Source organism: Rhodovulum visakhapatnamense, from assembly GCF_004365965.1.
GTDB classification, from domain to species: domain Bacteria; phylum Pseudomonadota; class Alphaproteobacteria; order Rhodobacterales; family Rhodobacteraceae; genus Rhodovulum; species Rhodovulum visakhapatnamense.
Genome location: NZ_SOEB01000021.1, coordinates 1 through 21,652, shown reverse-complemented (window position 1 = coordinate 21,652; position 21,652 = coordinate 1). Strand labels below are relative to the sequence as shown.

Annotated in this window: 19 protein-coding genes and 1 pseudogene; 9 read left to right on the top strand and 11 right to left on the bottom strand. The window is 69.0% G+C overall.

Features of this window, described 5'->3' with window-relative positions:
- Positions 1-44: 44 nt before the first annotated feature.
- On the top strand, positions 45-926 hold the full coding sequence (locus EV657_RS16170; RefSeq protein ID WP_134078877.1) for a hypothetical protein: 882 nt from the start codon (positions 45-47) through the stop codon (positions 924-926).
- A gap of 15 nt (positions 927-941) precedes the next feature.
- On the opposite strand, the gene EV657_RS16165 is transcribed toward EV657_RS16170, so the two are convergent.
- The 6 genes from EV657_RS16165 to EV657_RS16140 form a co-directional block, all read right to left on the bottom strand.
- Positions 942-2,288 carry a lytic murein transglycosylase gene (locus tag EV657_RS16165; protein WP_166673721.1) on the bottom strand — a complete coding sequence of 449 codons (1,347 nt, stop codon included), beginning with the start codon at positions 2,286-2,288 and terminating at the stop codon, positions 942-944.
- A gap of 117 nt (positions 2,289-2,405) precedes the next feature.
- Entirely contained in the window at positions 2,406-4,661 is a 2,256-nt protein-coding gene (gene rnr / locus EV657_RS16160; protein WP_134078873.1) for a ribonuclease R, read from the bottom strand.
- A 66-nt stretch (positions 4,662-4,727) separates the two neighbouring features.
- Entirely contained in the window at positions 4,728-5,867 is a 1,140-nt protein-coding gene (dapE, locus tag EV657_RS16155; protein WP_134078872.1) for a succinyl-diaminopimelate desuccinylase, read from the bottom strand.
- A 147-nt stretch (positions 5,868-6,014) separates the two neighbouring features.
- On the bottom strand, positions 6,015-6,701 hold the full coding sequence (locus EV657_RS16150; RefSeq protein WP_134078870.1) for a fumarylacetoacetate hydrolase family protein: 687 nt from the start codon (positions 6,699-6,701) through the stop codon (positions 6,015-6,017).
- A 7-nt stretch (positions 6,702-6,708) separates the two neighbouring features.
- Positions 6,709-8,331, bottom strand: a complete 1,623-nt coding sequence (locus tag EV657_RS16145; protein ID WP_134078868.1) for a D-alanyl-D-alanine carboxypeptidase family protein — start codon at positions 8,329-8,331, stop codon at positions 6,709-6,711.
- A 174-nt stretch (positions 8,332-8,505) separates the two neighbouring features.
- Positions 8,506-9,207, bottom strand: a complete 702-nt coding sequence (locus EV657_RS16140; protein ID WP_075784483.1) for an HAD family hydrolase — start codon at positions 9,205-9,207, stop codon at positions 8,506-8,508.
- A gap of 139 nt (positions 9,208-9,346) precedes the next feature.
- Between EV657_RS16140 and clpS the strand changes: the two genes are divergently transcribed.
- The 3 genes from clpS to EV657_RS16125 are packed head-to-tail and all read left to right on the top strand — an operon-like array spanning position 9,347 to position 11,538.
- On the top strand, positions 9,347-9,667 hold the full coding sequence (gene clpS / locus EV657_RS16135; RefSeq protein ID WP_134078919.1) for an ATP-dependent Clp protease adapter ClpS: 321 nt from the start codon (positions 9,347-9,349) through the stop codon (positions 9,665-9,667).
- Between the two features lie 20 nt (positions 9,668-9,687).
- A complete protein-coding gene (locus EV657_RS16130) occupies positions 9,688-10,689 on the top strand; it encodes a class I SAM-dependent methyltransferase (RefSeq protein WP_134078866.1) in 1,002 nt (333 codons plus the stop codon).
- Positions 10,690-10,728: 39 nt separating this feature from the next.
- Entirely contained in the window at positions 10,729-11,538 is an 810-nt protein-coding gene (locus EV657_RS16125; protein WP_113670948.1) for an SDR family NAD(P)-dependent oxidoreductase, read from the top strand.
- A gap of 14 nt (positions 11,539-11,552) precedes the next feature.
- Here EV657_RS16125 and EV657_RS16120 read toward each other — a convergent pair whose 3' ends face one another.
- Positions 11,553-11,954 (bottom strand): hypothetical protein, encoded by a 402-nt coding sequence (locus tag EV657_RS16120; protein WP_075784486.1) that lies wholly within the window; start codon positions 11,952-11,954, stop codon positions 11,553-11,555.
- Positions 11,955-12,076: 122 nt separating this feature from the next.
- On the opposite strand from EV657_RS16120, the gene hemF reads away from it, so the two are divergent.
- Positions 12,077-12,970: an oxygen-dependent coproporphyrinogen oxidase gene (hemF, locus tag EV657_RS16115; protein WP_075784487.1), complete on the top strand. Its 894-nt coding sequence runs from the start codon at positions 12,077-12,079 to the stop codon at positions 12,968-12,970.
- Positions 12,971-12,991: 21 nt separating this feature from the next.
- Here hemF and EV657_RS16110 read toward each other — a convergent pair whose 3' ends face one another.
- Both EV657_RS16110 and hemE read right to left on the bottom strand, forming a co-directional pair.
- Positions 12,992-13,609 (bottom strand): TetR/AcrR family transcriptional regulator, encoded by a 618-nt coding sequence (locus EV657_RS16110; RefSeq protein ID WP_075784488.1) that lies wholly within the window; start codon positions 13,607-13,609, stop codon positions 12,992-12,994.
- Positions 13,610-13,762: 153 nt separating this feature from the next.
- Positions 13,763-14,794 carry a uroporphyrinogen decarboxylase gene (gene hemE, locus EV657_RS16105; protein ID WP_075784489.1) on the bottom strand — a complete coding sequence of 344 codons (1,032 nt, stop codon included), beginning with the start codon at positions 14,792-14,794 and terminating at the stop codon, positions 13,763-13,765.
- Positions 14,795-14,898: 104 nt separating this feature from the next.
- On the opposite strand from hemE, the gene hemC reads away from it, so the two are divergent.
- Positions 14,899-15,843: a hydroxymethylbilane synthase gene (hemC, locus tag EV657_RS16100; RefSeq protein WP_113670949.1), complete on the top strand. Its 945-nt coding sequence runs from the start codon at positions 14,899-14,901 to the stop codon at positions 15,841-15,843.
- Positions 15,844-15,979: 136 nt separating this feature from the next.
- Here hemC and EV657_RS16095 read toward each other — a convergent pair whose 3' ends face one another.
- Both EV657_RS16095 and EV657_RS16090 read right to left on the bottom strand, forming a co-directional pair.
- Positions 15,980-17,398 carry an FAD-binding oxidoreductase gene (locus tag EV657_RS16095; protein ID WP_243837680.1) on the bottom strand — a complete coding sequence of 473 codons (1,419 nt, stop codon included), beginning with the start codon at positions 17,396-17,398 and terminating at the stop codon, positions 15,980-15,982.
- 178 nt (positions 17,399-17,576) lie between these two features.
- Positions 17,577-18,197: an arylesterase gene (locus tag EV657_RS16090; protein ID WP_243628185.1), complete on the bottom strand. Its 621-nt coding sequence runs from the start codon at positions 18,195-18,197 to the stop codon at positions 17,577-17,579.
- Positions 18,198-18,273: 76 nt separating this feature from the next.
- Here EV657_RS16090 and EV657_RS16085 point away from each other — a divergent pair, with 76 nt between their 5' ends.
- The 3 genes and pseudogenes from EV657_RS16085 to EV657_RS16075 form a co-directional block, all read left to right on the top strand.
- A complete protein-coding gene (locus EV657_RS16085) occupies positions 18,274-18,969 on the top strand; it encodes an ABC transporter ATP-binding protein (protein ID WP_113670951.1) in 696 nt (231 codons plus the stop codon).
- Positions 18,966-21,488 (top strand): ABC transporter permease, encoded by a 2,523-nt coding sequence (locus EV657_RS16080; RefSeq protein WP_134078862.1) that lies wholly within the window; start codon positions 18,966-18,968, stop codon positions 21,486-21,488. Before EV657_RS16085 ends, EV657_RS16080 begins: the two co-directional genes overlap by 4 nt.
- A gap of 80 nt (positions 21,489-21,568) precedes the next feature.
- Positions 21,569-21,652: pseudogene (locus EV657_RS16075) on the top strand (IS5/IS1182 family transposase); the annotation flags it as partial.

The following is a 21,652-nucleotide window of genomic DNA, read 5'->3' as shown; positions in this document are numbered from 1 at the left end:
GGTTTCGCCGTTTCGTGCTTAACGGTCGTCGAGGGAGACTGGCCATGATCCGCAAGGCACCTTCCCGCGCCGTCAGGCAAACGCCCTCGCCCGCCGCGACACGCCCCGTCTCGGCCCTGCAGGACGCCGCCGATGCCAGTCCGGCCACACGGGCGCTCCGGACGCTGCAGACCAAGGCTCAAGGCGCCGCCCAAAGCGGCACAACCGCCCCGCTTCAACTGAAAAGCCGGCAGACGGTCAGCGGCGAATTCCTGAATGGCGGCTACGCCGCCAATATGACCATAGGCTTCTTCGGCCATCACATCGCGCTGAACGGGCACGACAATCTCGCCGCCGTCCGCACCCATGCCGCGCGCAATCCGCCGCCGCAGACCAACACGGTCATCATGGATGCGCACGCCCTCAAGACCGGCCTTGCGGCTGGTGCCTGGGCCGACCTGGGCAATGCCTGGCGTGTCACGACGGCCGGAAACGTGACCCTGCAGGACACGACCAAGGCCCCGGGCCCGTTCAATGGCAGCTTTCCCGGAAATGCCGCTCTGCTGCCGCCCGCGACCACCGGTGCCGATGCCGATCGCTTCACGGTGGCAAACGGCGTCGTGACGGCGGTGACCGACGCGACCCAGCAGGAAGTGGCCAATGCCGTCGCGCAGATCGGCGCCTATCCTCCCGGCACCAAGAAAGACCGGCGCCGGGACTATCGCAAACGGCTCGTCGAGGCGATCAACGCGGCGCGAACCGCCGCGGCCGAGGCCGGGCAGGCCGCCTGGGTCACGGGAAATTTCAGTCAGATCGGCGCAACCCCGGTCGCCAACAACCCGGCGGTGACCACGCTGGCCCAGATCAACGCGATCGCCAAACGTCAGGCGCAGGTAAGCGTTCGCGTCGACAAGGACAGCGGCAACATCTTCCACTACGGCGCCTGAACGGACCCGGCGGCCTTATCTCAGCCGCCGCAGCACCGCCATGCTGGCATAGCCGTCGGGGACCAGCCCGACCGCGCTTTGATAGGCCCGAAGTGCCGAGACCGTGTCGGGTCCGATCCGTCCGTCGACGCCCTTGGTGTCGTATCCGGCGCGGGTCAGGCGTTCCTGCAACTCCTTGCGTTCGGCCGAGGCCAGCACCTGATCGTCGCGCGGCCAGCCCCCGAGGATCGGCCCGCCGCCCTTCAGCCGGTCGGCCAGATGCCCGACCCCGATCACATAGGCATCGGCGGGGTTGTAGCGTTCGATCACCCGGAAATTGTCGAAGATCATGAAGGCCGTGCCCCGCGCGCCCGCGGGCAGCAGGATCGCCGCGCGGCCATAGTCGCGCACCGCCCGGCCGTTCATGTCGCGTACCCCCATCCGGGCCCAGTCCGAGGGAAGATGCGTGACCGACCGGTCGGCCAGCCGGTGATCGAAGCCCCGCGGCAGCTGCACCTCGACGCCCCAGGGCTGCCCCCTGGTCCAGCCGAAATGCGCCAGATAGGCCGCGGTCGAGGCCAGCGCGTCGGTCGGATCGTCCGACCAGATGTCGCGCCGCCCGTCGCCGGTGAAATCGACCGCATGCGCGAGGTAAGAGCTTGGCATGAACTGAGTATGGCCCATCGCCCCGGCCCAGCTTCCGGTCATGTGCCGGGCATCGGTATCGCCCGCCTGAATGATCTTCAGCGCATCGACCAGCTGGGTCTCGAAGAACGCGGCGCGGCGGCCGTCATAGGCCAAGGTCGCCAGCGAATCGACGATCGGGGCCGAACCGCGATAGCTGCCGTAAGAGGTCTCCATGCCCCAGATCGCGGCGACAATTTCCTTGTCGACGCCATAGCGCGCCTCGATCCGGGTCAGCACCGCGCCGTATTGCGCCAGCGCCGCACGGCCGTTCTGCACCCGGGTCTCGGACACTGCGCTGTCGAGATAGTCCCAGATCGGCTTGACGAATTCCGACTGGTTGCGGTCGCGCCGGATCACGTCGGCCTGGAAGGTCACGCCCTCGAAGGCAAGGTCGAAGACGCCCGGCGCAATGCCCTGCGCCAGCGCCCGCCCGCGAAAGCCCGCGATCCAGCCCGGAAAGCCCCGCGCCTCGTCGGCGATGGTATCGGCCGCGACCGCCTCGGCCAGGGCGGCGGCGACGGCGGGCCGCAGGTCCGGGCGGGTTTCGGGGCGCAGGCTCCGGCTCATTTCCGGCGTCTCCGGACGGGGCAAGGGACGGGGCGCGCGGTCGAGAACCGCATCGGCGGGACTGCCCAGGCCAAGGGCAACCCCAAGGGCAACCCCGAGGCCGGGGGCCAAGGATCTGTGTCGGGTCATCTGCTCGCACCTTTTATCAGGCTTTGAGCCAGTGTAGCGCAGGTCCGTTCAACCGCAAAGCGGGGTTTCGGGGGCGGCTTTCGCCCGGCCGCCCGCAGGCGCCGGACCGCGCATCGCCTAGCGCCGGGTCCGCTTGACCTTGCCCTTGACCTTGTCCGATTTTGCCTTGGCGCGGACCACCTTGCGCCGCACCGGCTTGCCCCGCCCGCGCACGGCCCCGCGCGGCACCGCCCGGTCCTCGATCGACAGAAGCTCGAAGGTCAGCCCGCCGGTCACCGGCACCGCCTCGGCAAGCCGTACCGTCACCCGCTGGCCGATGCCGATCACCAGCCCGCTATTGGACCCCATCAGGGTCTGGGCATCGCGGTCGTGGTGGAAATACTCGTTCCCGAGCTCGCGGATCGGAATGAGCCCGTCGGCCCCGGTCTCGTCGAGCGAGACGAAGACGCCGAACCGCGCGATCCCCGAGATCCGGCCGCCGAATTCGTTGCCGACCCGTTCCGACAGATAGGCGGCAAGGTAGCGGTCGGTGGTGTCGCGCTCGGCCGCCATCGAGCGGCGCTCGGTCTCGCTGATATGCTTGGCGGTGGCTTCCAGTTCGTCGACATCCTCGGGGCCGAGCCCGTCCTTGCCCCAGCCATGGGCCGAGATCAGCGCCCGGTGCACGATCAGGTCGGCATAGCGCCGGATCGGCGAGGTGAAATGCGCATAGGATTTCAGTGCCAGACCGAAATGGCCGAAATTCTCGGGGAAGTAATAGGCCTGGGTCATCGAGCGCAGGGTGGAAAGATTGATGAGTTCTGAAAACTCGGTCCCCATCGCCTGATCGAGCAGGTCGTTCAGCTGGCGCGTATGCAGCACCTGGCCCTTGGCCAGTGTGAACCCCGAGGCGCCAGCCACCTCGCGCAGCGCGTCAAGCTTTTCGGGGCTCGGCTCTTCATGGACGCGGAACAGCAGCGGGCGTTGCAGCCGGGTCAGCTCCTCGGCGGCGGCGACATTAGCCAGCACCATGAACTCCTCGATCAGCCGGTGCGCGTCCAGCCGGTCGCGGAACCTGACCGAGGCCACCTTGCCCTCGTCGGACAGCTCGATCCGCCGCTCGGGCAGATCGAGATCGAGCGGCTGGCGCGCCTCGCGCGCCCGGATCAGAGCGCGATAGGCGGCGTAAAGCGGGTGGATCACCTCGTCGAGCAGCGGCGCGATGCGGTCCGAGGGCTTGCCCTCCTCGGCCGACTGCACCTCTTCATAGGCGAAGGCCCCGGCCGATTGCATCAGCCCGCGGGTGAAGCGGTGCGCGATCTTGCGGCCCTCGGCGTCGATGGTCATCCGGACCGCGATGCAGGCCCGCGGGACGCCTTCGTGCAGCGAGCACAGATCGCCCGACAGCCGGTCGGGCAACATCGGCACCACCCGGTCGGGGAAATAGGTGGAATTGCCCCGCCGCCGCGCCTCGCGGTCGAGCCGCGAGCCCGGGGTCACGTAATGGGCGACATCGGCGATGGCGACCCAAAGGACATGCCCGCCCGGATTCGCGGGATCGTCATCGGGTATTGCCAGCACCGCGTCGTCGCGGTCGCGCGCGTCCGCGGGGTCGATGGTGACCAGCGGCAGCGCCCGCAGATCCTCGCGGTTGCCCAGCCCCGCGGGCTTGGCGCGGTCGGCCTCGGCGATCACCTCGTCGGGGAAGTCGTCGGGAATGCCATGCTGGTGGATGGCGATCAGGCTGACCGCCCTCGGCGCGGTCGGATCGCCCAGCCGCTCGACAATGCGGGCCTTCGGCAGCCCCATCCGGCCGCGCGGCCCCGCCAGTTCGGCCTCGACCAGTTCGCCATCCTTCGCGCCATGGGTCAGGCTGGCGGCGACCGTCCATTCCTTGTCGGCGCCCTTGTCGATGGGCACGATCCGCCCGCCCTCGGTGGCCTTGCGGAAGATCCCCAGAATGCGTTTCGGGTTCGAGCCGATCTTGCGGATCAGCCGCGCCTCGTATTGGTGATCCTCGGCGCGGACCTCCTGCAGCTTGGCCAGGATCCGGTCCCCCTCGCCAAGCGCGGCGTCGCTTTGCCGGGGCAGGAACAGCACCTTCGGCGCCGCGCCCTCGCCATGCCATTCCAGCGGCCGGGCAAAAAGATCGCCATCGGCATTGGGCGCGAGGATCGAGAGAACGGTCACCGGCGGCAGCTTTTCGGGGTCGCGGTAGGTGCGCTTGCGCTTTTCCAGATGACCCTCGTCCTCAAGTTCCTTCAGCAGGCGCTTGAGGTCGATCCGGTCGGCCCCCTTCAGCCCGAACGCCTTGGCGATGTCGCGCTTGTTGGTCTGGCCGGGATGGGCGGCGATCCAGTCGAGGATCTCGGTCTTGGAAGGAATGCGGGTCATGGCCGAGACCTAGCACGCGGCCCTTTCGCCGTCAGCCGGAAAGCGCGGGCGCCGGGGCCAGGCAGATCAGCCGAAATAGCCGCTCAGGATGCGCGTGTAGATCCGCTTCAGCTCGTCGATCTGGGCGGTCTCGACCCGTTCGTCGACCTGATGCATGGTCTTGCCGACCAGCCCGAATTCGACCACCGGGCACAGGTCCTTGACGAAGCGCGCATCCGACGTGCCGCCCGAGGTCGACAACTCGGGCCGCCGCCCGGTCTCGGCCTCGACCGCATCGGCCACCAGCGCCGAAAGCGGGCCAGGGGGCGTGACGAAGCTCTCGCCCGAGACCTTGATTTCCATCGCGATCTCGATGCCGGTCTCTTCGGTGACGCGGGCGGCCTCGGCGGCCATCCAGTCGGCGAGGCTCTCCGAGCTGTGCGCCTCGTTGAAGCGGATGTTGACGGTGGCGCGGCACTGGCCCGGGATGACATTGGTTGCCGGATTGCCGGTATCGAAGGTGGTCACGGCCAGCGTCGAGGGGTCGAAATGCCGGGTGCCCTGATCGAGGCTGTAGGCATCGAGCCGCTGCACCAGCCGCGCCAGCGCCGGGATCGGGTTGCGGGCGCGCTGCGGATAGGCCGAATGCCCCTGCACACCCCGCGCGGTGAAATAGGCCGTCATCGACCCGCGCCGCCCGATCTTCATCATGTCGCCCATGGCCTCGCGGCAGGTGGGCTCGCCGACCAGACAGACCGCCATATGCTCGCCCTCGGTCTGCATCCAGTCCAGCAGTGCGATGGTGCCATCGGTCGCGTCGCCCTCCTCGTCCCCGGTCAGGGTCAGCACGATGGCGCCATCGGGCGGGGTCTCGGTCACGAAGTCGATGGCGGCAGCCACGAAGGCCGCGACGCCCGATTTCATGTCGGTGGCGCCCCGGCCCCACAGCTGGCCCTCGCGAATCTCGGCGCCGAACGGGTCGGCGGTCCAGGCGGCGGTGTCGCCCGCGGGCACCACATCGGTATGGCCGTTGAAGCCGAAGGTCCTCTCATGCCCCCGCCCGCCCCAGCGGGCGAAGAGGTTCGACGTGCCGTTCCGGTCGACCCGGCGGCAGTCGAACCCGGCCGCCGACAGCCGCGCGGCCAGCAGCACAAGGGCACCGCCCTCGGTGGGCGTGACCGAGCGGCAGCGGATCAGCTCGGCGGTGAGGGCGACGGGATCGGTCATCGGCGGCTCCGGCGTGGCGTTCGGTCAGACCGATACCCCTGCGGACGCCATGCCGCAAGGCGGCGTGGACCTGTCGGAGCCATCCCTTTTGCCGCCCGGGGGCAGCCGCCCGCGCGCGGCGCGCGGCACGCGAGCCCCCCGTTGGGCCTAGAGGACGCGGGTCGAGACCCGGCCGACGCCCTCGATTTCGACGGTACAGGTCTGTCCGCAAGCGATCGCGCCCACGCCCGCCGGGGTGCCGGTATAGATCAGGTCGCCCGGGGCCAGCGCGACCAGCCGCGACAGATGCGAGACGATCTCGGGCACGGACCAGATCATGTCGCCAAGATCGCCCTCCTGCCGCAGCACGCCGTCGACATGGCAGGCGATCCGGCCCCGGGTGGGATGGCCGATCCGGGCGGCGGGCCGCAGCGCGCCGCAGATCGCCGAGGCGTCGAAGCCCTTGGCCATGTCCCAGGGACGGCGCGCGGCCTTGGCCTCGGCCTGCAGGTCGCGCCGGGTCAGATCGTTGCCCGCCGCATAGCCCCAGACATGGTCAAGCGCGGCCGCCGCCGCGATGTCGGCGCCGCCCCGGCCCAGGGCGACCACCAGTTCGGCTTCGTGATGCAGATCGGCCGTGGCGGGCGGATAGGCGATATCGGCATCGTCCGTCACCAGCGCATCGCCGGGCTTGGTGAAGAAGAAGGGCGGCTCGCGGTCGTCCGCGCCCATCTCGCGGGCATGCTCGGCATAGTTCCGGCCGACGCAGAAGATCCGCCGCACCGGGAACCGCGCCGTGTCTGCGGCGATGGGCAGCGCGGGGACAGGCGGAAGCGGCAGGGCGTAGGCGGTCATCGGCGGATCACGACGGGGGCTGGCCGAAGGTGCTGCAGGTCGAGCCGTGCGATTGCAGGCGGCGACAGGCCTGGTCGGCCTCAAGCTCGGTCATGCCGACGAAATTGGCCTCGAACCCGCGGCGGCCCTGCACCACCTTGCGCAGGGCGTTGTCGAGAATGCCCATTTCCTGCAGGGCGGTGCGCAGCAGCACGCGCTCGGCCTGATAGCGCGAATTGTAGTTGCCGACATTGATCCCCCAGTAGCGCCCGCCCGAAGACGACATCCGCGACACGATCTGGGGTTCGTCCTCGGCCAGGGCCAGTTCGACCGCATCAGGCGCGGCGGGCGGGGCGGAGGCCGCTGCGGCGGCCGCGGCCGCAACGGCGGCAAGATCGGTGGCCGCGGGTTCGGAGGCTGCCGGGACCGCTGCGGCGACCGCCACAGGGTCCGCGACAGGGGCCGGCGTCACCGGCGCCACGGCTTCGGGGGCCAGACCGGCCGGCCGGGCCCGGGGCGGTATCGAGACCGCGAGGACCGCCGCACCCGATGCTGACGCGACCTCCGCCTCTGGCGCGGACGCCGCGGCGGGCGCGGGAACGGTCAGTTCGGCCTTGGCCGCGCTGACCGACGTGCTGACATCGGCGGCAAGGGCCGCGATCAGCGCCTCGGTCGGGGCAGCGGCGCCGGGCCGGGCCCGAGGCCGCATCGAGCGCGCCATCACCGCAGGCGCAGACGCGGATGGCGCGGCCTCGACCGGCGGCACGGCCGCAAGGCGGGCGGCTCCGGTCAGATAGGGCGGCTTTTGCGGGCTGCGCAGGGCGACGCGGCTGGGCGCCTTGCGGAAACCCAGATCCAGGAGCTTGGCGACCTCGGCATTGCGCGCGGCCGTGCTGCGCCCGCCCAGAACCGTGGCGATGATGCGTTCCTGACCACGGATGGCAGAGCCCACGAGGTTGTAGCCCGCCGCATTGGTATAGCCGGTCTTGATCCCGTCGGCGCCGGAATAGCTGCCAAGAAACCGGCGGTTGGTGCTGTAGACCTGACGCCCGCCGGCATCGTCGGTGACCCGCGAGAAAATGTTGTAATAGCCCGGATAGTCGTAGACGACATGCCGCGCGAGAATGGTCAGGTCGCGCGCGGTCGACAGATGGCCCTCCTCGGTCAGCCCGTTGGCATTGCGGAAGGTGGTGCGGTTCATGCCCATTGCCCGGGCGGTGCGGTTCATCCGCCGGGCAAAGGCGGCCTCGGACCCCTCCAGCGCTTCGCCGATGGCGGTGGCCGCGTCATTGGCCGATTTGATGGCGGCGGCGCGGATCAGATACTTGAAGCGGATCTTCTGACCGGCGCGCAGGCCCAGCTTGGAGGGCGGCTCGGAAGCCGCATGCGCCGAGATGGTCACCACGGTTTCAGGGGAAATCTCGCCATGCTCGATCGCCTCGAAGGCAAGATACAGCGTCATCATCTTGGTCAAGGAGGCCGGGTGCAGCCTCGTATCGGCGTTCTCGGCATGCAGCACCTCGCCGGTCCGGGCATCGACCACGAACGAGGCCGAGGGCGCGGCCCGAAGGCCGGTCGCGGCGATCGAAATGCCAAATGCAAGGATTGCGAATAGAAGCGCGTGCCGAACGCACAGACTCGCTCGTCTCACCGGGACCTGCCTTTTCACTGCCTCTCGCCACCCGATTGTCGTGCCGGGCGGTCTGTTTCAGCGGCACCCTACCACGTTGCGGAATGAGGGAAAACAGCTCTGTTTCAATGGGATTGGGGCCGATCCTGGGACATTGCAACATGTCGCGGTCACGCCTGCGACATCTACAACATGTCAGCCCAGCCGCGCGATCAGGTCCGGCAATTCGCCAAGGTGTTGCAGTTCGGCAAAGCGGGCATGGGCGCGGGGCGGGTCGGCATGTTCCAGTTCCCAGGTCAGGTCATGCGGCACGAAGACCCCCCAGGCGCCCGCCTCGATGGCGGGAATCACGTCCGATTTCAGAGAGTTGCCCACCATCATCGCGCGCTCGGCACCGTCGCCGTGGCGGGCGAAGATGGCGCCGTAGCGCGGCGCCGTCTTGTCGCTGACGATCTCGACGCCGTCGAACAGCTCGCCCAGCCCCGACTGCGCCAGCTTGCGTTCCTGATCGAGAAGATCTCCCTTTGTTATCAGAAGGATGCGATACGTTCCTGCAAGTGCCAGAATGGCCTCCCGGGCCTCGGGCATCAGCTCGATCGGGTGACGCAGCATCTCCTGCCCGGCCGCCAGCAGATCGCGGATGACGGCGGCGGGAACCCGCTCGTCGGTGACCTCGATGGCGGTCTCGATCATCGACAGAACGAAGCCCTTGATGCCGAACCCGTAATGCCCGACGTTGCGGCGCTCGGCCTCCAGCAGCCGGTCCATCAGCGCCTCGGGCGGAGCGAAATCTGCCAGCAACTCGGCGAATCGCGCCTGGGTCAGTCGGAAGAACCGTTCGTTCTGCCAGAGCGTATCGTCGGCATCGAAACCGATGGTTGTCAGCTGTCCGGCCAATCGCGTTCCCTCGTGCGGCACTGCGCCCTTTTCAGACCGGCCCTTTTCAGACCGGCGCGCTCGCATATATAAGATCACTTGAACCGAACACCACCACCTTCGCCGGAGCCCGGACCCCGTGACGAACGACCTTCGCATGATGGCCGACAAGAGTGGCGACCCCGAAGGCGAAACCGGGGTCATCACCAAGACCAAGCCAAAGACCCAGCGGCCGCCGCTTTACAAGGTGCTGTTGCTGAACGACGACTACACGCCGATGGAATTCGTCGTGCATGTGCTGGAGCGTTTCTTCGGCATGAGCCACGCCCATGCCTTCGAGATCATGCTGGTCGTGCACAAGAAGGGCGTCGCCGTGGTCGGCGTGTTCAGCTTCGAGGTGGCCGAGACCAAGGTCGCCCAGGTGATGGATTTCGCCCGCCGCCACCAGCACCCCCTGCAATGCACGATGGAAAAGGAGTAGGGCCCGAGGCCCGCCCGTCCATGACCGTTTCCAGACTGACCCTGGCGCTGCAAGGCGGTGCCGTTTCGTTGCCGCCCGAGGGGCGGATCGCCGTTTTCGACGCCCCGGCCGCGGCCGACCTGTCGGCCCTGCCCAAGGAGCGGGTGCAGATCGTGCAGGGCTTCGCCCCCGATCATGCCGCCTGGGCCACGCGCGGCTGGGACGTCGCGGTCGCGCCCTCGGGCGCGTTCTCGGCCGCACTTGTCCTGCTGCCGCGCGCCAAGGCCGCGGCCCAGGCCCGGCTGGCCGAGGCGCTGGGGCTGACCGGCGGCGGGCCGGTGCTGGTCGACGGCGCCAAGACCGACGGGGTCGACAGCCTGCTGAAGGCGCTGCGCCAGGGCGGCGCCGAGGTCTCGGCCCCGTTCGCCAAGGCCCATGGCAAGACCTTCTCGGTCCGGGCCGATCCTGCGGACTTCGAGGCCTGGCGCCCCGGCGCGGGCGAGATGGTGGCGGGACGTTACCGCACCCTGCCCGGCGTCTTCTCGGCCGATGGCGTGGATCGCGGCTCGGCGCTTCTGGTGGGCGCGCTGCAGACGCCGCTGAAGGGCCGGGTTGCCGATCTGGGCGCGGGTTGGGGCTATGTCGCCGCCGAGGCGCTGGCCGCGCATCCCGGTATCGCCGAGATGCATCTGATCGAAGCCGACCACGCGGCGCTGAGCTGCGCGCGCGAGAATGTCCCCGACCCGCGCGCCCGGTTCCACTGGGCCGACGCCATTGCCTTCACCGCCGAGAGGGGCTTCGACACGGTGCTGACCAACCCGCCCTTCCATGTCTCGCGCGCCGCCGATCCGGGGCTCGGGCGGGCCTTTCTGGCGGCGGCGGCGCGGCTGCTGGCGCCGCATGGACAGGCGCTGATCGTTGCCAACCGGCACCTGCCCTATGAACGGGATCTGACCGCGCTGTTCGCGGAAACCCATGAAATCGGCGGCGATGCGGGGTTCAAGATTTTGCTGGCGCGGCGGCCGTCTCGCCGCCCCCGGTGAAATCGCATAGTCTGACCAACCGAATCAGGAGGCTTCTCGATGTCCTTCTCCATCCAGGGCAAGACAGCCATCGTCACCGGCGCGGCCAACGGGCTGGGACTGGCCATCGCCCGGCATTTCAGCGACCGCGGCGCGAATGTGATGTTCGCCGACCGGGACGAGCCCCGGCTGGTCGACGAATGCGGCAAGAATCCCGAAACCGAAAGCACGGTGCGCTACTTCGCGGGCGATTTGCGCGAGCGGCTGACCATCGCCAACCTGCTGTCGGCCACCATCGACGCCTTCGACCGGATCGACATCCTGGTCAATGCCAGCCGCCAGATGGTGCTGTCCGATCCGCTGGACCCCGACAATGACGGGTTCGACGTGATGATGGAACAGAACGTGATGACCTCGCTCCGGCTCAGCCAGATCGTGTCGCGGCGGATGATCCGTCAGGCCGAGGAGGCGGGCCAGACCGAGGGACAGGCGGGTGCCATCGTCAACATCTCGTCGATCGCCGCGACCCGTACCCATGGCGAGCTTCTGGCCTATTCGGTCAGCTGCGCGGCGCTGGAACAGCTGACCCGCTCTATGGCGGTGGCGCTGGCGCCGCACCGGATCCGGGTCAATGGCGTGGCCTTCGGCTCGGTGATGTCGGCGAGCCTGCAGAACATCCTCAAGGATCAGCCCGACTACCGCAACGAGATCCGCGCCCACACGCCTCTGGGGCGCATCGCCAAGGCCTCGGAACTCAGCGAGACGGTGCAGTTCCTGTCGTCGGACGCGGCGCAGTTCATGACCGGCCAGATCCTGGCTGTCGATGGCGGGCGTACCCTGATCGACCCGGTGGCCGCGCCCGCGCACTGACGCGCCCGCCGGCTCTATCCCTTTTCGTCGCCCGGATACCGTGCCTCGCAGGCGGACAGCGCGCGCGCGGCGCGCCGCGCGGCCTCGGTCCGCTTGGCCTTCAGCTCGGCGAGGTTGCGCCGTTCGGCGGCCAGATCGACCGTCACCGGCACCTCGCGGATCCCCACATCGGGATAGTCGCAGAAGGTGAACCCCATCGCCGGGCTGCGCCCGAAACGTGACCCGTAGCAGAAATCGAACCGGGTGCGTTCATACGGTTCGCGGCGATAGCCATAGCCGCGCGCGATCGTCTGTTCGGACTCGCGGATCAGAGTGTCGAGCACGCGCAGGTCGTAAAGCGCCGCCCGTTCGCAGGACTGGCGCGGGGTGGCACAGGCGGCAAGCGGCAGAAGCATCAAGAGGGCAAGCTTACGCATCGAAGGACTCCCGGTCGGATGGCGCATCCTACGCCGCGGCGCGCGGCAACGGAACCGTGCGGCATGGTGGCGCGGGCGGAGATAAGCTGATAACCGGTTAACAAAACAGGGAGACCCGCGCGATGACCGAAATGTTCGACGACCGAAAGGCGCAGGCTTCGGCCTGGTTCCGCCGCCTCCGCGACGAGATCGTGGCCGCCTTCGAGGCGCTGGAAGAGGCCCCGCCCCCGGCCCCGGTGGCCGAGCTGCCGCCCGGGCGGTTCAACGTGACCGAGACCCGTCGCCAGTCCGAGGACGGATCGGATGCGGGCGGCGGCCTGATGAGCGTGATGCGCGGCGGCCGGATCTTCGAGAAGGTGGGCGTCAATGTCTCGACCGTCTATGGTACGCTGAACCCGCGGGCACAGGCGGCGATGGCCGCGCGCAAGGGGCTGGAGGGGATGAAGGACGACCCCCGGTTCTGGGCCTCGGGGCTGAGCCTCGTCGCCCACATGCGCAATCCGCACACGCCCGCCGTCCATCTCAACACCCGGATGTTCTGGACCCCGCAGGACTGGTGGTTCGGCGGCGGCACCGATCTGAACCCCTGCCTGCCCCATGACGAAGATACGGCGGATTTCCACGCGGTGCTGAAGGCCCATTGCGACCGCCACGACCTCAGCCATTACCCGCGCTTCAAGGCCTGGGCCGACGAGTATTTCTATGTGCCGCATCGCGGCCGGGTCCGGGGCGTCGGCGGCATCTTCTTCGACGATCTGAATTCGGGCGACTGGCCGGCGGATTTCGCCTTCACCCAGGATGTCGGCCGCGCCTTCCTGCCGGCCTTCCTGCCGCTGGTCGAACGGCGCGCAGGCACCCCCTGGACCGAGCGCGACCGCGAAGCACAGCTGGCGCATCGCGGTCTTTATGCCGAATACAACCTCCTTTACGACCGCGGCACGCGCTTCGGGCTTGAGACCGGGCATGACCCGGAAGCCGTGCTGATGAGCATGCCGCCGCTGGCCAGCTGGCCCTGAGCCCGCGAGAATGGCCGGGTTTCAGTCGTCGCCGGACGCGCAGATCAGGTCGATCAGTAGGTCGAGGGTCTGCGCGGCCTGGTCCCATTTGCCGCCCGACCGGTTCGGGCCATCGGCATCCAGCGCCAGAACCGCGACGCCATGGATCGTGGTCCAGAGCAGAAAGGCAAGCTCGCGCGCCTTGCCGGTGCTCCGTCCCCGATACGCACGACAGCGCCGAACGCCCTCGGTCAGCGCCTCGAGCGAGTCGGGCGGAACGATGACGTCGATGATATGGGCGATCCCGCCATCGCCCGGATCGCAATAAAGAAGGCGATAGAGCGCAGGGTTCGTCCGGGCGAACTCAAGATGGGCGCGGCCGCCCTCGCGCAGGCGAGTGGGCGGGTGCCCGTCCGGGTCGAAATAGCGGGCGGTCAGCCGGGCCGCGAGCCGGTCGTAGCAGACCCGCCGCAATTCCGAGACCAGCGCATCCCGGTCGGGAAAGGCGGCCCGCACCCGGCTTTCGGGGACGCCCGCGGCCTCGGCCACCTCGCCCAGCGTGAACCGCGCGGTTCCGCGCTCGCGCAGCAGCACGATCAGGGCATCCACGACCCTGACGCGAAAGCCGGACGCAGCAAAGAGTTCGGACGGTTGGGCCATGGGGTCCCGGTCAAGGCATGGGGCAAATTCAACTATAGCTAGCGACCACAACGGACACCTTCAACCTGACCAAAAGGCGGGCCTCGGCGGGAAAACGCCCGCGCGAAGCGATCCGCGCGGGCGTTTGCCGGGTTCCGTCCCGAAGGGTGCGCCTTAGGCGCGCAGGGCCTCGAGCATCACCGTCACGTTCTCGGGATCGGCATCGGGGGTGATGCCATGGCCGAGATTGAAGATATGCGGCCCTTTCGAGAAGGCCTCCTTGATGCGCCTGGTCTCGTCGATCAGCGCCTGACCGCCGGTGACCATCAGTTTCGGGTCCATGTTGCCCTGGACGCAGCCGTCCTTCTGCACGTTCTCGACCGCCCATTCGGCCGAGACCGAATTGTCGAGCGCGACGCAATCGGCGCCGGTCGCCTTGGCGAAACCGACATACTTGTCGCCCGCCTCGCGCGGGAAGGCGATGCAGGGCAGGCCCGGATGGCGCGCCTTCATCTCGGCGATGATCCGTTTCGCGGGTTCCATCGCGTATTTGTCGAAGGCCTCGCCCTTCAGCGACCCGGCCCAGCTGTCGAAGATCTTGACCACTTCGCAGCCCGCCTCGACCTGTTTCGACAGGTATTCGATGGTGGCGTCGGTCAAGAGGTCGATCAGCGCGGCAAAGGTCGCCTCGTCCTCCGTGCGCAGCGCATGGGCCGGAGCCTGATCCTTGGTGCCGCGACCGGCGATCATGTAGGTCGCGACCGTCCAGGGGGCGCCCGCGAAGCCGATCAGAGTGGTTTCCTTCGGCAGCTCGCGCGACAGGATCCGGCAGGTCTCGTAGACCGGCGCCATGTGGTCGTGGATGTCGTCCTTGCCCTTCAGCGCCTTCAGCCCTTGCGCGTCGGTGATCGTCGACATGCGCGGGCCTTCGCCCGTTTCGAACCACAGCTCGGCGCCCAGCGCCTGGGGCAGCAACAGGATGTCGGCGAACAGGATGGCGGCGTCGAACCCGTAGCGGCGGATCGGCTGCAGCGTCACCTCGGCCGCAAGTTCCGAGTTGTAGCAGAGCGACAGAAAGTCGCCCGCTTCGGCCCGGGTGGCCCTGTATTCGGGCAGATATCGCCCCGCTTGCCGCATCAGCCAGACCGGGGGCACGTCCATCGTCTCTCCGGAAAGTGCCCGCAGCAGTTTTTTAGTTTCCGCCATCGTCGTCCCCGTTTATGTGTGCGGCCTGTCGTCCCCTGCTTGCGTCAGCATGTCAAGACAGGCCGAGTTGTCAGGACGACGTGACGCGATTAGAGGTTTGGCGCATGGCTATCACACTTCCTTCCCCCGCTTCACCCCTCAAGATCGGCACGCGCGGCTCGCCGCTCGCGCTGGCTCAGGCCCATGAAACCCGCGAACGGCTGATGAAAGCGTTCGATCTGCCAGAGGATGCCTTCGAGATCGTGGTCATCAACACGATCGCCGACCGGGTGCTGGACCGGGCGCTGAAGGAGATCGGCGGCAAGGGTCTCTTCACCAAGGAGATCGAGGACGCCATGCTGGGCGGCCAGATCGACATCGCGGTCCATTCGACCAAGGACATGGCGGTCGCGCAGCCCGAGGGGCTGGTGCTGGACACCTTCCTGCCGCGCGAGAATTACCGTGACGCCTTCATCTCGAAAAGCGTCAAGGGGCTGAAGGATCTGGCCGAGGGCGCTGTGGTCGGCACCTCGTCGCTGCGCCGCCGGGCCCAGCTGCTGAACTACCGCCCCGACCTGAAGGTGGTCGAATTTCGCGGCAACGTGCAGACCCGGCTGAAAAAGCTGGAAGACGGCGTGGCCGAGGCAACCTTCCTGGCCATGGCCGGGCTGAACCGTCTGGGGCTGGAAGAGGTCGCGCAATCGACCATCGAGCCCGAAGAGATGCTGCCGGCCGTGGCGCAGGGCGCCATCGGGATCGAGCGGCGCGTCGACGATGCGCAGGCCGCGCATCTGCTCGAGGCGCTGCATGACAAGGCCACGGGCGAGATGATGGCTTGCGAACGCGCCTTCCTCGACGCCCTCGATGGGTCTTGCGAAACCCCCATTGGCGGGCTTGCGCTGCACGAAGGCGGCAATCTGTGGCTGCGCGGCGAGATCCTGCGCCCCGACGGGTCCGAACGGATCGCGGGCGAGGATCGCGCGACCATCGAGGACGCGGCCGAGATGGGCTTTGCGCTGGGCAAGAAGCTGCGCGAGCAGGCGGGCGAAGGCTTCTTCGACTGGGAGTGATCCCGTCCGGGACGATCCCCCTCATCGGACCCGCAGCCATAGGGACCAATCGTCAGACGCCCGGCCTTTCGGCCGGGCGTTTCCGTTTTCAAGAGTGCGCGTCCGGTCCGGGACCGGCCGGTCGTCCCTTGGACGGTCAGTCCTGCCCCGGCGGGATCAGCTTGCCGGGGTTCATGATGTTCTGGGGGTCGATCGCGGCCTTGATCCGGCGCATCACGTCCAGCGCGACCGGATCCTTGCGGCGGGTCATGGTCGAAAGCTTCGATAGCCCGATCCCGTGTTCGGCCGAGAAACTGCCCCTGAGCGCCGCGACCTCGTCCTCGACGGCCTCGCGGATGATCTCTTTCATCTCGGGGCGGTCGGTCGCGGGCCAGACGGTGTAATGCAGGTTGCCGTCCCCCAGATGGCCGACATTGACCGTTTCGGCGCCGGGATCGATCTCCTGCAGCCGCGCCTCCATCCGGTCGAGGAAGGTCCCCACCAGATCGAGCGGCAGCGCCACGTCATTGTCGATGACCGGCTGGCGCGAAAAGCAGATTTCGGCCGACAATTCGCGCCGCTGCCAGATCTCGGCCCGCTGGGCCTCGTTCTGGGCGACGACCGCGTCCAGGACCTCGCCCCGCTCCATCGCCTCGGCCAGCGCCTCTTCGAGGATCGCCACGACCGGCAGGCGGCCATCGGGGCCGGGGGTCGCGTCGCGGGGCGCGGTGGCGCCGATCTCGACCATGATGTTGATCTCGTGCGGCTCGGCGAAGGGCGGGCGCAGCTCGGGGCGGCAGCGGAAGAGGTGGCGCATGAAGTTGCCGGGCATGTATTCGAAGGCCTCGACGGCGCCGCCGGTGGTCTCCTGCAGCCGGTTCAGCAGATCGAGCGCGGCGGGCAGGCTTTCGACCGCGGCCATCGCCGTGGCATAGGCGCGCGGCCTGGGAAAAAGCCGCACCACCGCGGCGGTGATGATCCCCAGCGTGCCCTCGGCCCCGATCATCAGATCCTTGAGGTCGAGCCCGGTATTGTCCTTGTAAAGCGGGCTCATCACATCCATCACCCGGCCGTCGGGCAGCACCGCCTCGAGCCCGAGGCAAAGCGCCCGGGTGGTGCCGTAACGCAGCACGTTGGAACCGCCCGCATTGGTCGACAGCACCCCGCCGATCCGCGCCGAGCCGCGCGCGCCGAAGGTCAGCGGAAAGACCATGTCCTGGGCGGCGGCCGCGTCGTGCAACTGCGACAGGATCACCCCCGCCTCGACCGTCGCGGTCCGGGCGCGCGGATTGATCTCGCGGATCCGGTTCAGCCGCTCGACCGAGACCATCAGAGCGCCCTCGGCATAGGCGCCACCCGAAAGCCCGGTATTGCCCGCGACCGGCACGACCGGAATCCGGTGCTGCGAGGCGAAGGTCACGATGGCGGCCAGCTGGTCGCGGTCGGCCGGGCGCAGCACGGCGCGGGGCGCGCTGTCGTATTTGCCGGTCCAGTCATGGGCATAGCGCCGGGTGTCGTCGCCGGTCAGCACATGGGCGGGGCCGAGAAGCTCGGTAAGGTGGGGGATCGGGTCCAAGGGTGCCTCCGTAAGTCGGAAAGCACCTAACGCCATGCGGGCAGGCTTGACCAGAGGCTTGGGGCCTTGGCGCCGGACTATGGGGACACCATTCCTGTTCCAAAGGCGCGCCTTGCGGCGCAAGATCCCTGTCTCGGGCCCGGCCTTCGGGCCGGTCCCTCGGGAGGGCGTCGCAGGGTCAGCCTCCCGCCGCGACCTTGGCGCGCGCGACCAGTTCCAGAACGCTTGGCCCCATTGCCTCGACGACCCGCGCGACGCCCTCGGCCGAGGGGTGGATGCCATCGGCCTGCATGTAGCGCGCCATCGCCGCGCCGCGATCCGGCAGGTCGGTCAGGCCCTTGAGGAAGTTCGGGAAATAAAGCGCGTCATGGGCCTTGGCGAGTTCGGGATACATCGCGTCGAAAGCCGCCTTGAACTCGGGGCCGTAATTGCCCGGCGCATCGAGCCCGACCAGCAGGACCGGCACGTGAGCCGCATCCGCCCGGGTCAGGATCGCGTCCAGATTGGCGCGCGAGGCGGCCGGGTCGATGCCGCGCAAGAGATCGTTTCCGCCCAGCGCCACGATCAGCCCGCCGACCTCGGGCGTCAGCGTCCAGCCGATCCGCGACAGCCCGCCCGCCGTGGTATCGCCCGAGACCCCGGCATTCAGCACCGTAACCTCGGCCCCCTGCGCGTTCAGCCAGGCTTCAAGCTGGGGCACGAAGCCCTCCTCCTGCGGCAACCCGTAGCCCTGGGTCAGGCTGTCGCCCAAGGCGGCGATGGTGACCGGTTGGGCCGTGGCGGCTGTACCAGCCAGCACCAGGGCCGCGGCGAGCTTGAGCGTGCGGCGCGCGGCCCCATATCGAAGGAGAGGCAGGCAACGGAGGCAGCGCTCGATGGCAGACCCGATTCTTTCGCTCAGCGACGTCACCTTGACGCTCGACGGCAATGCCGGGCCGGTCGAGATCCTGCATGGCATCTCGCTCGACGTGACGCCGGGCGAGACGCTGGGGCTGGTCGGTCCGTCTGGGTCGGGCAAGTCGTCTCTCCTCATGCTGATGGGCGGGCTCGAACGGGCGACCTCGGGCCGCGTGCTGGCGCTGGACCGCGACCTGACGGCCATGAACGAGGACCAGCTTGCCCGGTTCCGCAGGGAACATATGGGCGTGGTCTTCCAGTCTTTCCACCTGATCCCGACCATGACCGCGTTGGAAAACGTGGCGACGCCGCTGGAACTGGCCGGTCATCGCGACGCCTTCGAGCGCGCCGCCGACGAATTGCGCACGGTCGGGCTTGGCGCGAGGATGGACCATTACCCCAGCCAGATGTCGGGCGGCGAGCAGCAGCGCGTGGCGCTGGCCCGCGCCGCCGCGCCGCGCCCGCATCTGCTGCTGGCCGACGAGCCCACCGGCAATCTCGACGGCGCCAACGGGGCGGCGATCATGGACCTGCTGTTCGGGCTGCGCGACCGCCATGGCGCGACGCTGGTGCTGGTGACCCATGCCCCCGATCTGGCCGCACGCTGCGACCGGGTAATCGAGCTGGCCGACGGACGGATCGCGGGCCAGACCGCGCGGAGGGCCGCGGAATGAGCCTGCCGGTCGCGGCGCGGATCGCCCGTCGCGAGCTGCGGGGCGGGCTGCGCGGGTTTTACGTCTTTCTCGCCTGTCTTGCGCTGGGGGTCGCCGCCATCGCCGCGGTCGGGTCCGTCCGCGAAAGCATCGAGAGCGGGCTGACGCGCGAGGGCGCGGTGCTTCTGGGCGGCGATGCCGAGATGACGCTGACCTACCGCTTTGCCTCGGACGAGGAACGCGCCTGGATGGAGGGCGTGTCGGACGCGCTGTCGGAAGTGGTCGATTTCCGCTCGATGGTGGCGGTCGTGCGCGACGGCGAGACCGAGCGCGGCCTGACCCAGGTCAAGGCGGTGGACGACGCCTATCCGCTTTACGGCGCGGTCGCGCTCGACCCGCCGCTGCCGCTGGATCAGGCCATCGCCGGGAATGGCGCGGTGATGGAGCGGGTGCTGGCCGACCGGCTGGGGCTGAAGCCGGGCGACAGCTTCCGGCTGGGAACCGCCGATTACACGCTGTCGGCGGTGCTGGCGCGCGAACCCGACGGGGCGGGCGACGGCTTCGGGCTGGGGCCGCGGCTGATCCTGCGCACAGCGGCTCTGGAGCCCTCGGGCCTCCTGGCGCCGGGCACGCTGTACGAGGTCAAGTACCGGCTGAAACTGCCGCCCGGCCATGACATCGCGGCGCTGGAGCGCGAGGCCGGGACGCGCTTTGCCGACCGGGGCATGCGCTGGCGCGACGCCCGGAACGGCGCGCCCGGCATGACCCGCTTCGTCGACCGCATGGCGTCCTTCCTGGTGCTTGTCGGGCTTGCCGGACTCGCGGTCGGCGGCGTCGGCGTCTCGGCGGCGGTGCGGTCCTATATCGACGGCAAGACCGAGGTCATCGCCACGCTGAAGACGCTGGGCGCCGAGGGCTGCACGATCCTTGCCGCCTATCTGATGCAGATCGGGGTGCTGGCCGGGCTGGGCATCGGGCTGGGGCTTGTGCTGGGCGCTGTGCTGCCGCTGGCGGCGGGGCCGCTGATCGAGCCTCGGCTGCCGGTCCCGGCCGATTTCACCGTCCATGCCCGCCCGCTGGCCGAGGCCGCCGTCTATGGCGTGCTGACGGCGCTTCTCTTCACGCTCTGGCCGCTGGCGCGCACCGAAGAGGTGCGGGCGGCGGCGCTGTTCCGCGACGCCTCGGGCCGGGTCCGGGCCTGGCCCCGGCCGCGCTATGTGGCGGCAACGACGGGGCTGGCGCTTTTGCTGATCGGGGTGGCGGCCGCCTTCTCGGGGGTGCCGAAGCTGGCGCTCTGGGCGGCGGCGGGCATTCTGGGCGCGCTGGGCCTTCTGGTGCTGGCGGCGGCGGCGCTGCGCCTGATCGCGCGGCGCGCGGCCCGGGCGCGGGCTTTGCGCGGGCGCACCGCGCTTCGGCTGGCGATGGGCGCGGTCGGCGGCCCGGGGGGCGAGACCCAATCGGTGGTGCTGTCGCTGGGACTCGGCCTTTCGATCCTCGCGGCAATCGGGCAGATCGACTGGAACCTGCGCAGCGCGATCCAGCAGGACCTGCCCGACCGCGCGCCGTCCTATTTCGTCGTCGACATCCAGCCGGGCCAGCTTGACGGCTTCCTGCAACGGCTGAACCGGGACCCGGGCGTCAGCCGGGTCGAGACCGCGCCGATGATGCGCGGCGTCATCACCCGCATCAACGGCCGCCCCGCGCGCGAGGTCGCGGGCGATCACTGGGTGGTCACGGGCGACCGGGGCGTGACCTATGCCGCCGAGCCGCCAGAGAACACCGTGGTCACCGACGGGCTCTGGTGGCCCTCCGATTATGACGGGCCGCCGCAGATCAGCTTTGCCCGCGAGGAAGCCGAGGAGATCGGTCTGAAGCTCGGCGACGAGATCACCGTGAACATCCTGGGCCGCGACATCACCGCGACGGTCACAAGCTTTCGCGAGGTCGATTTCTCGACTGCCGGCATCGGCTTCGTGATGACGATGGACCCGGCCGCCGTGCAGGGCGCGCCGCATACCCATATCGCCACGATCTATGCCGATCCCTCGGCCGAGGCGGCGATCCTGCGCGATCTGGCCTCGGCCTATCCCAACATCACCGCGATCCGGGTCAAGGACGCGATCGACCGGGTGGCCGAGGTGCTGGCGGGCCTTGCCGCGGCCATCGCCTATGGCGCCTCGGCCACGCTGGTGACCGGGGTGATCGTGCTGATCGGCGCTGCCGCGGCGGGCCAGCGGACGCGGATCTTCGAGGCCGCGGTGCTGAAGACGGTGGGCGCGGTCCGGGGCCAGATCCTGGCCTATTTCGCACTTCGCTCTGCCATGCTGGGCGCGGCAGCGGGAGCGGTCGCGATCCTCGCGGGCGGCATCGCCGGCTGGGCGGTGATGCGCTTCGTGATGGAGGGCAGCTACCGGTTCGAGCCGGTCTCGGCTCTGGCCATCGTCCTCGGCGGAGCGCTCGCCACGCTGATCGCGGGGCTCGTCTTCGCCTGGCGCCCGCTGGCCGCGCGCCCGGCCCGGGTGCTGCGGGCACGGGAATAGCGCCTGGCGCGCGGGCCTAGGTCGTGTTGACAAAAGGGATTCCGCTCGTGCGTAGGGCATGATTCAAGGTGGCATCTGCGATGGAGACCAGCTTGGCACGAGATCTTATGTCGGACGAGGAATGGGCGTTCTTCGAGGGTTTCATACTCGCCGTCCGCGCCCCG

Excerpts from the sequence above, each read along its gene's own strand:
- EV657_RS16170 (WP_134078877.1), top strand. The coding sequence starts at position 45 with ATGATCCGCAAGGCACCTTCCCGCGCCGTCAGGCAAACGCCCTCGCCC.
- EV657_RS16165 (WP_166673721.1), bottom strand. The coding sequence starts at position 2,288 with ATGACCCGACACAGATCCTTGGCCCCCGGCCTCGGGGTTGCCCTTGGG.
- rnr (WP_134078873.1), bottom strand. The coding sequence starts at position 4,661 with ATGACCCGCATTCCTTCCAAGACCGAGATCCTCGACTGGATCGCCGCC.
- EV657_RS16085 (WP_113670951.1), top strand. The coding sequence starts at position 18,274 with ATGGCAGACCCGATTCTTTCGCTCAGCGACGTCACCTTGACGCTCGAC.
- EV657_RS16150 (WP_134078870.1), bottom strand. The coding sequence starts at position 6,701 with ATGACCGCCTACGCCCTGCCGCTTCCGCCTGTCCCCGCGCTGCCCATC.
- EV657_RS16080 (WP_134078862.1), top strand. The coding sequence starts at position 18,966 with ATGAGCCTGCCGGTCGCGGCGCGGATCGCCCGTCGCGAGCTGCGGGGC.
- hemC (WP_113670949.1), top strand. The coding sequence starts at position 14,899 with ATGGCTATCACACTTCCTTCCCCCGCTTCACCCCTCAAGATCGGCACG.
- hemF (WP_075784487.1), top strand. The coding sequence starts at position 12,077 with ATGACCGAAATGTTCGACGACCGAAAGGCGCAGGCTTCGGCCTGGTTC.
- clpS (WP_134078919.1), top strand. The coding sequence starts at position 9,347 with ATGGCCGACAAGAGTGGCGACCCCGAAGGCGAAACCGGGGTCATCACC.
- hemE (WP_075784489.1), bottom strand. The coding sequence starts at position 14,794 with ATGGCGGAAACTAAAAAACTGCTGCGGGCACTTTCCGGAGAGACGATG.
- EV657_RS16120 (WP_075784486.1), bottom strand. The coding sequence starts at position 11,954 with ATGCGTAAGCTTGCCCTCTTGATGCTTCTGCCGCTTGCCGCCTGTGCC.
- EV657_RS16125 (WP_113670948.1), top strand. The coding sequence starts at position 10,729 with ATGTCCTTCTCCATCCAGGGCAAGACAGCCATCGTCACCGGCGCGGCC.
- EV657_RS16110 (WP_075784488.1), bottom strand. The coding sequence starts at position 13,609 with ATGGCCCAACCGTCCGAACTCTTTGCTGCGTCCGGCTTTCGCGTCAGG.
- dapE (WP_134078872.1), bottom strand. The coding sequence starts at position 5,867 with ATGACCGATCCCGTCGCCCTCACCGCCGAGCTGATCCGCTGCCGCTCG.
- EV657_RS16130 (WP_134078866.1), top strand. The coding sequence starts at position 9,688 with ATGACCGTTTCCAGACTGACCCTGGCGCTGCAAGGCGGTGCCGTTTCG.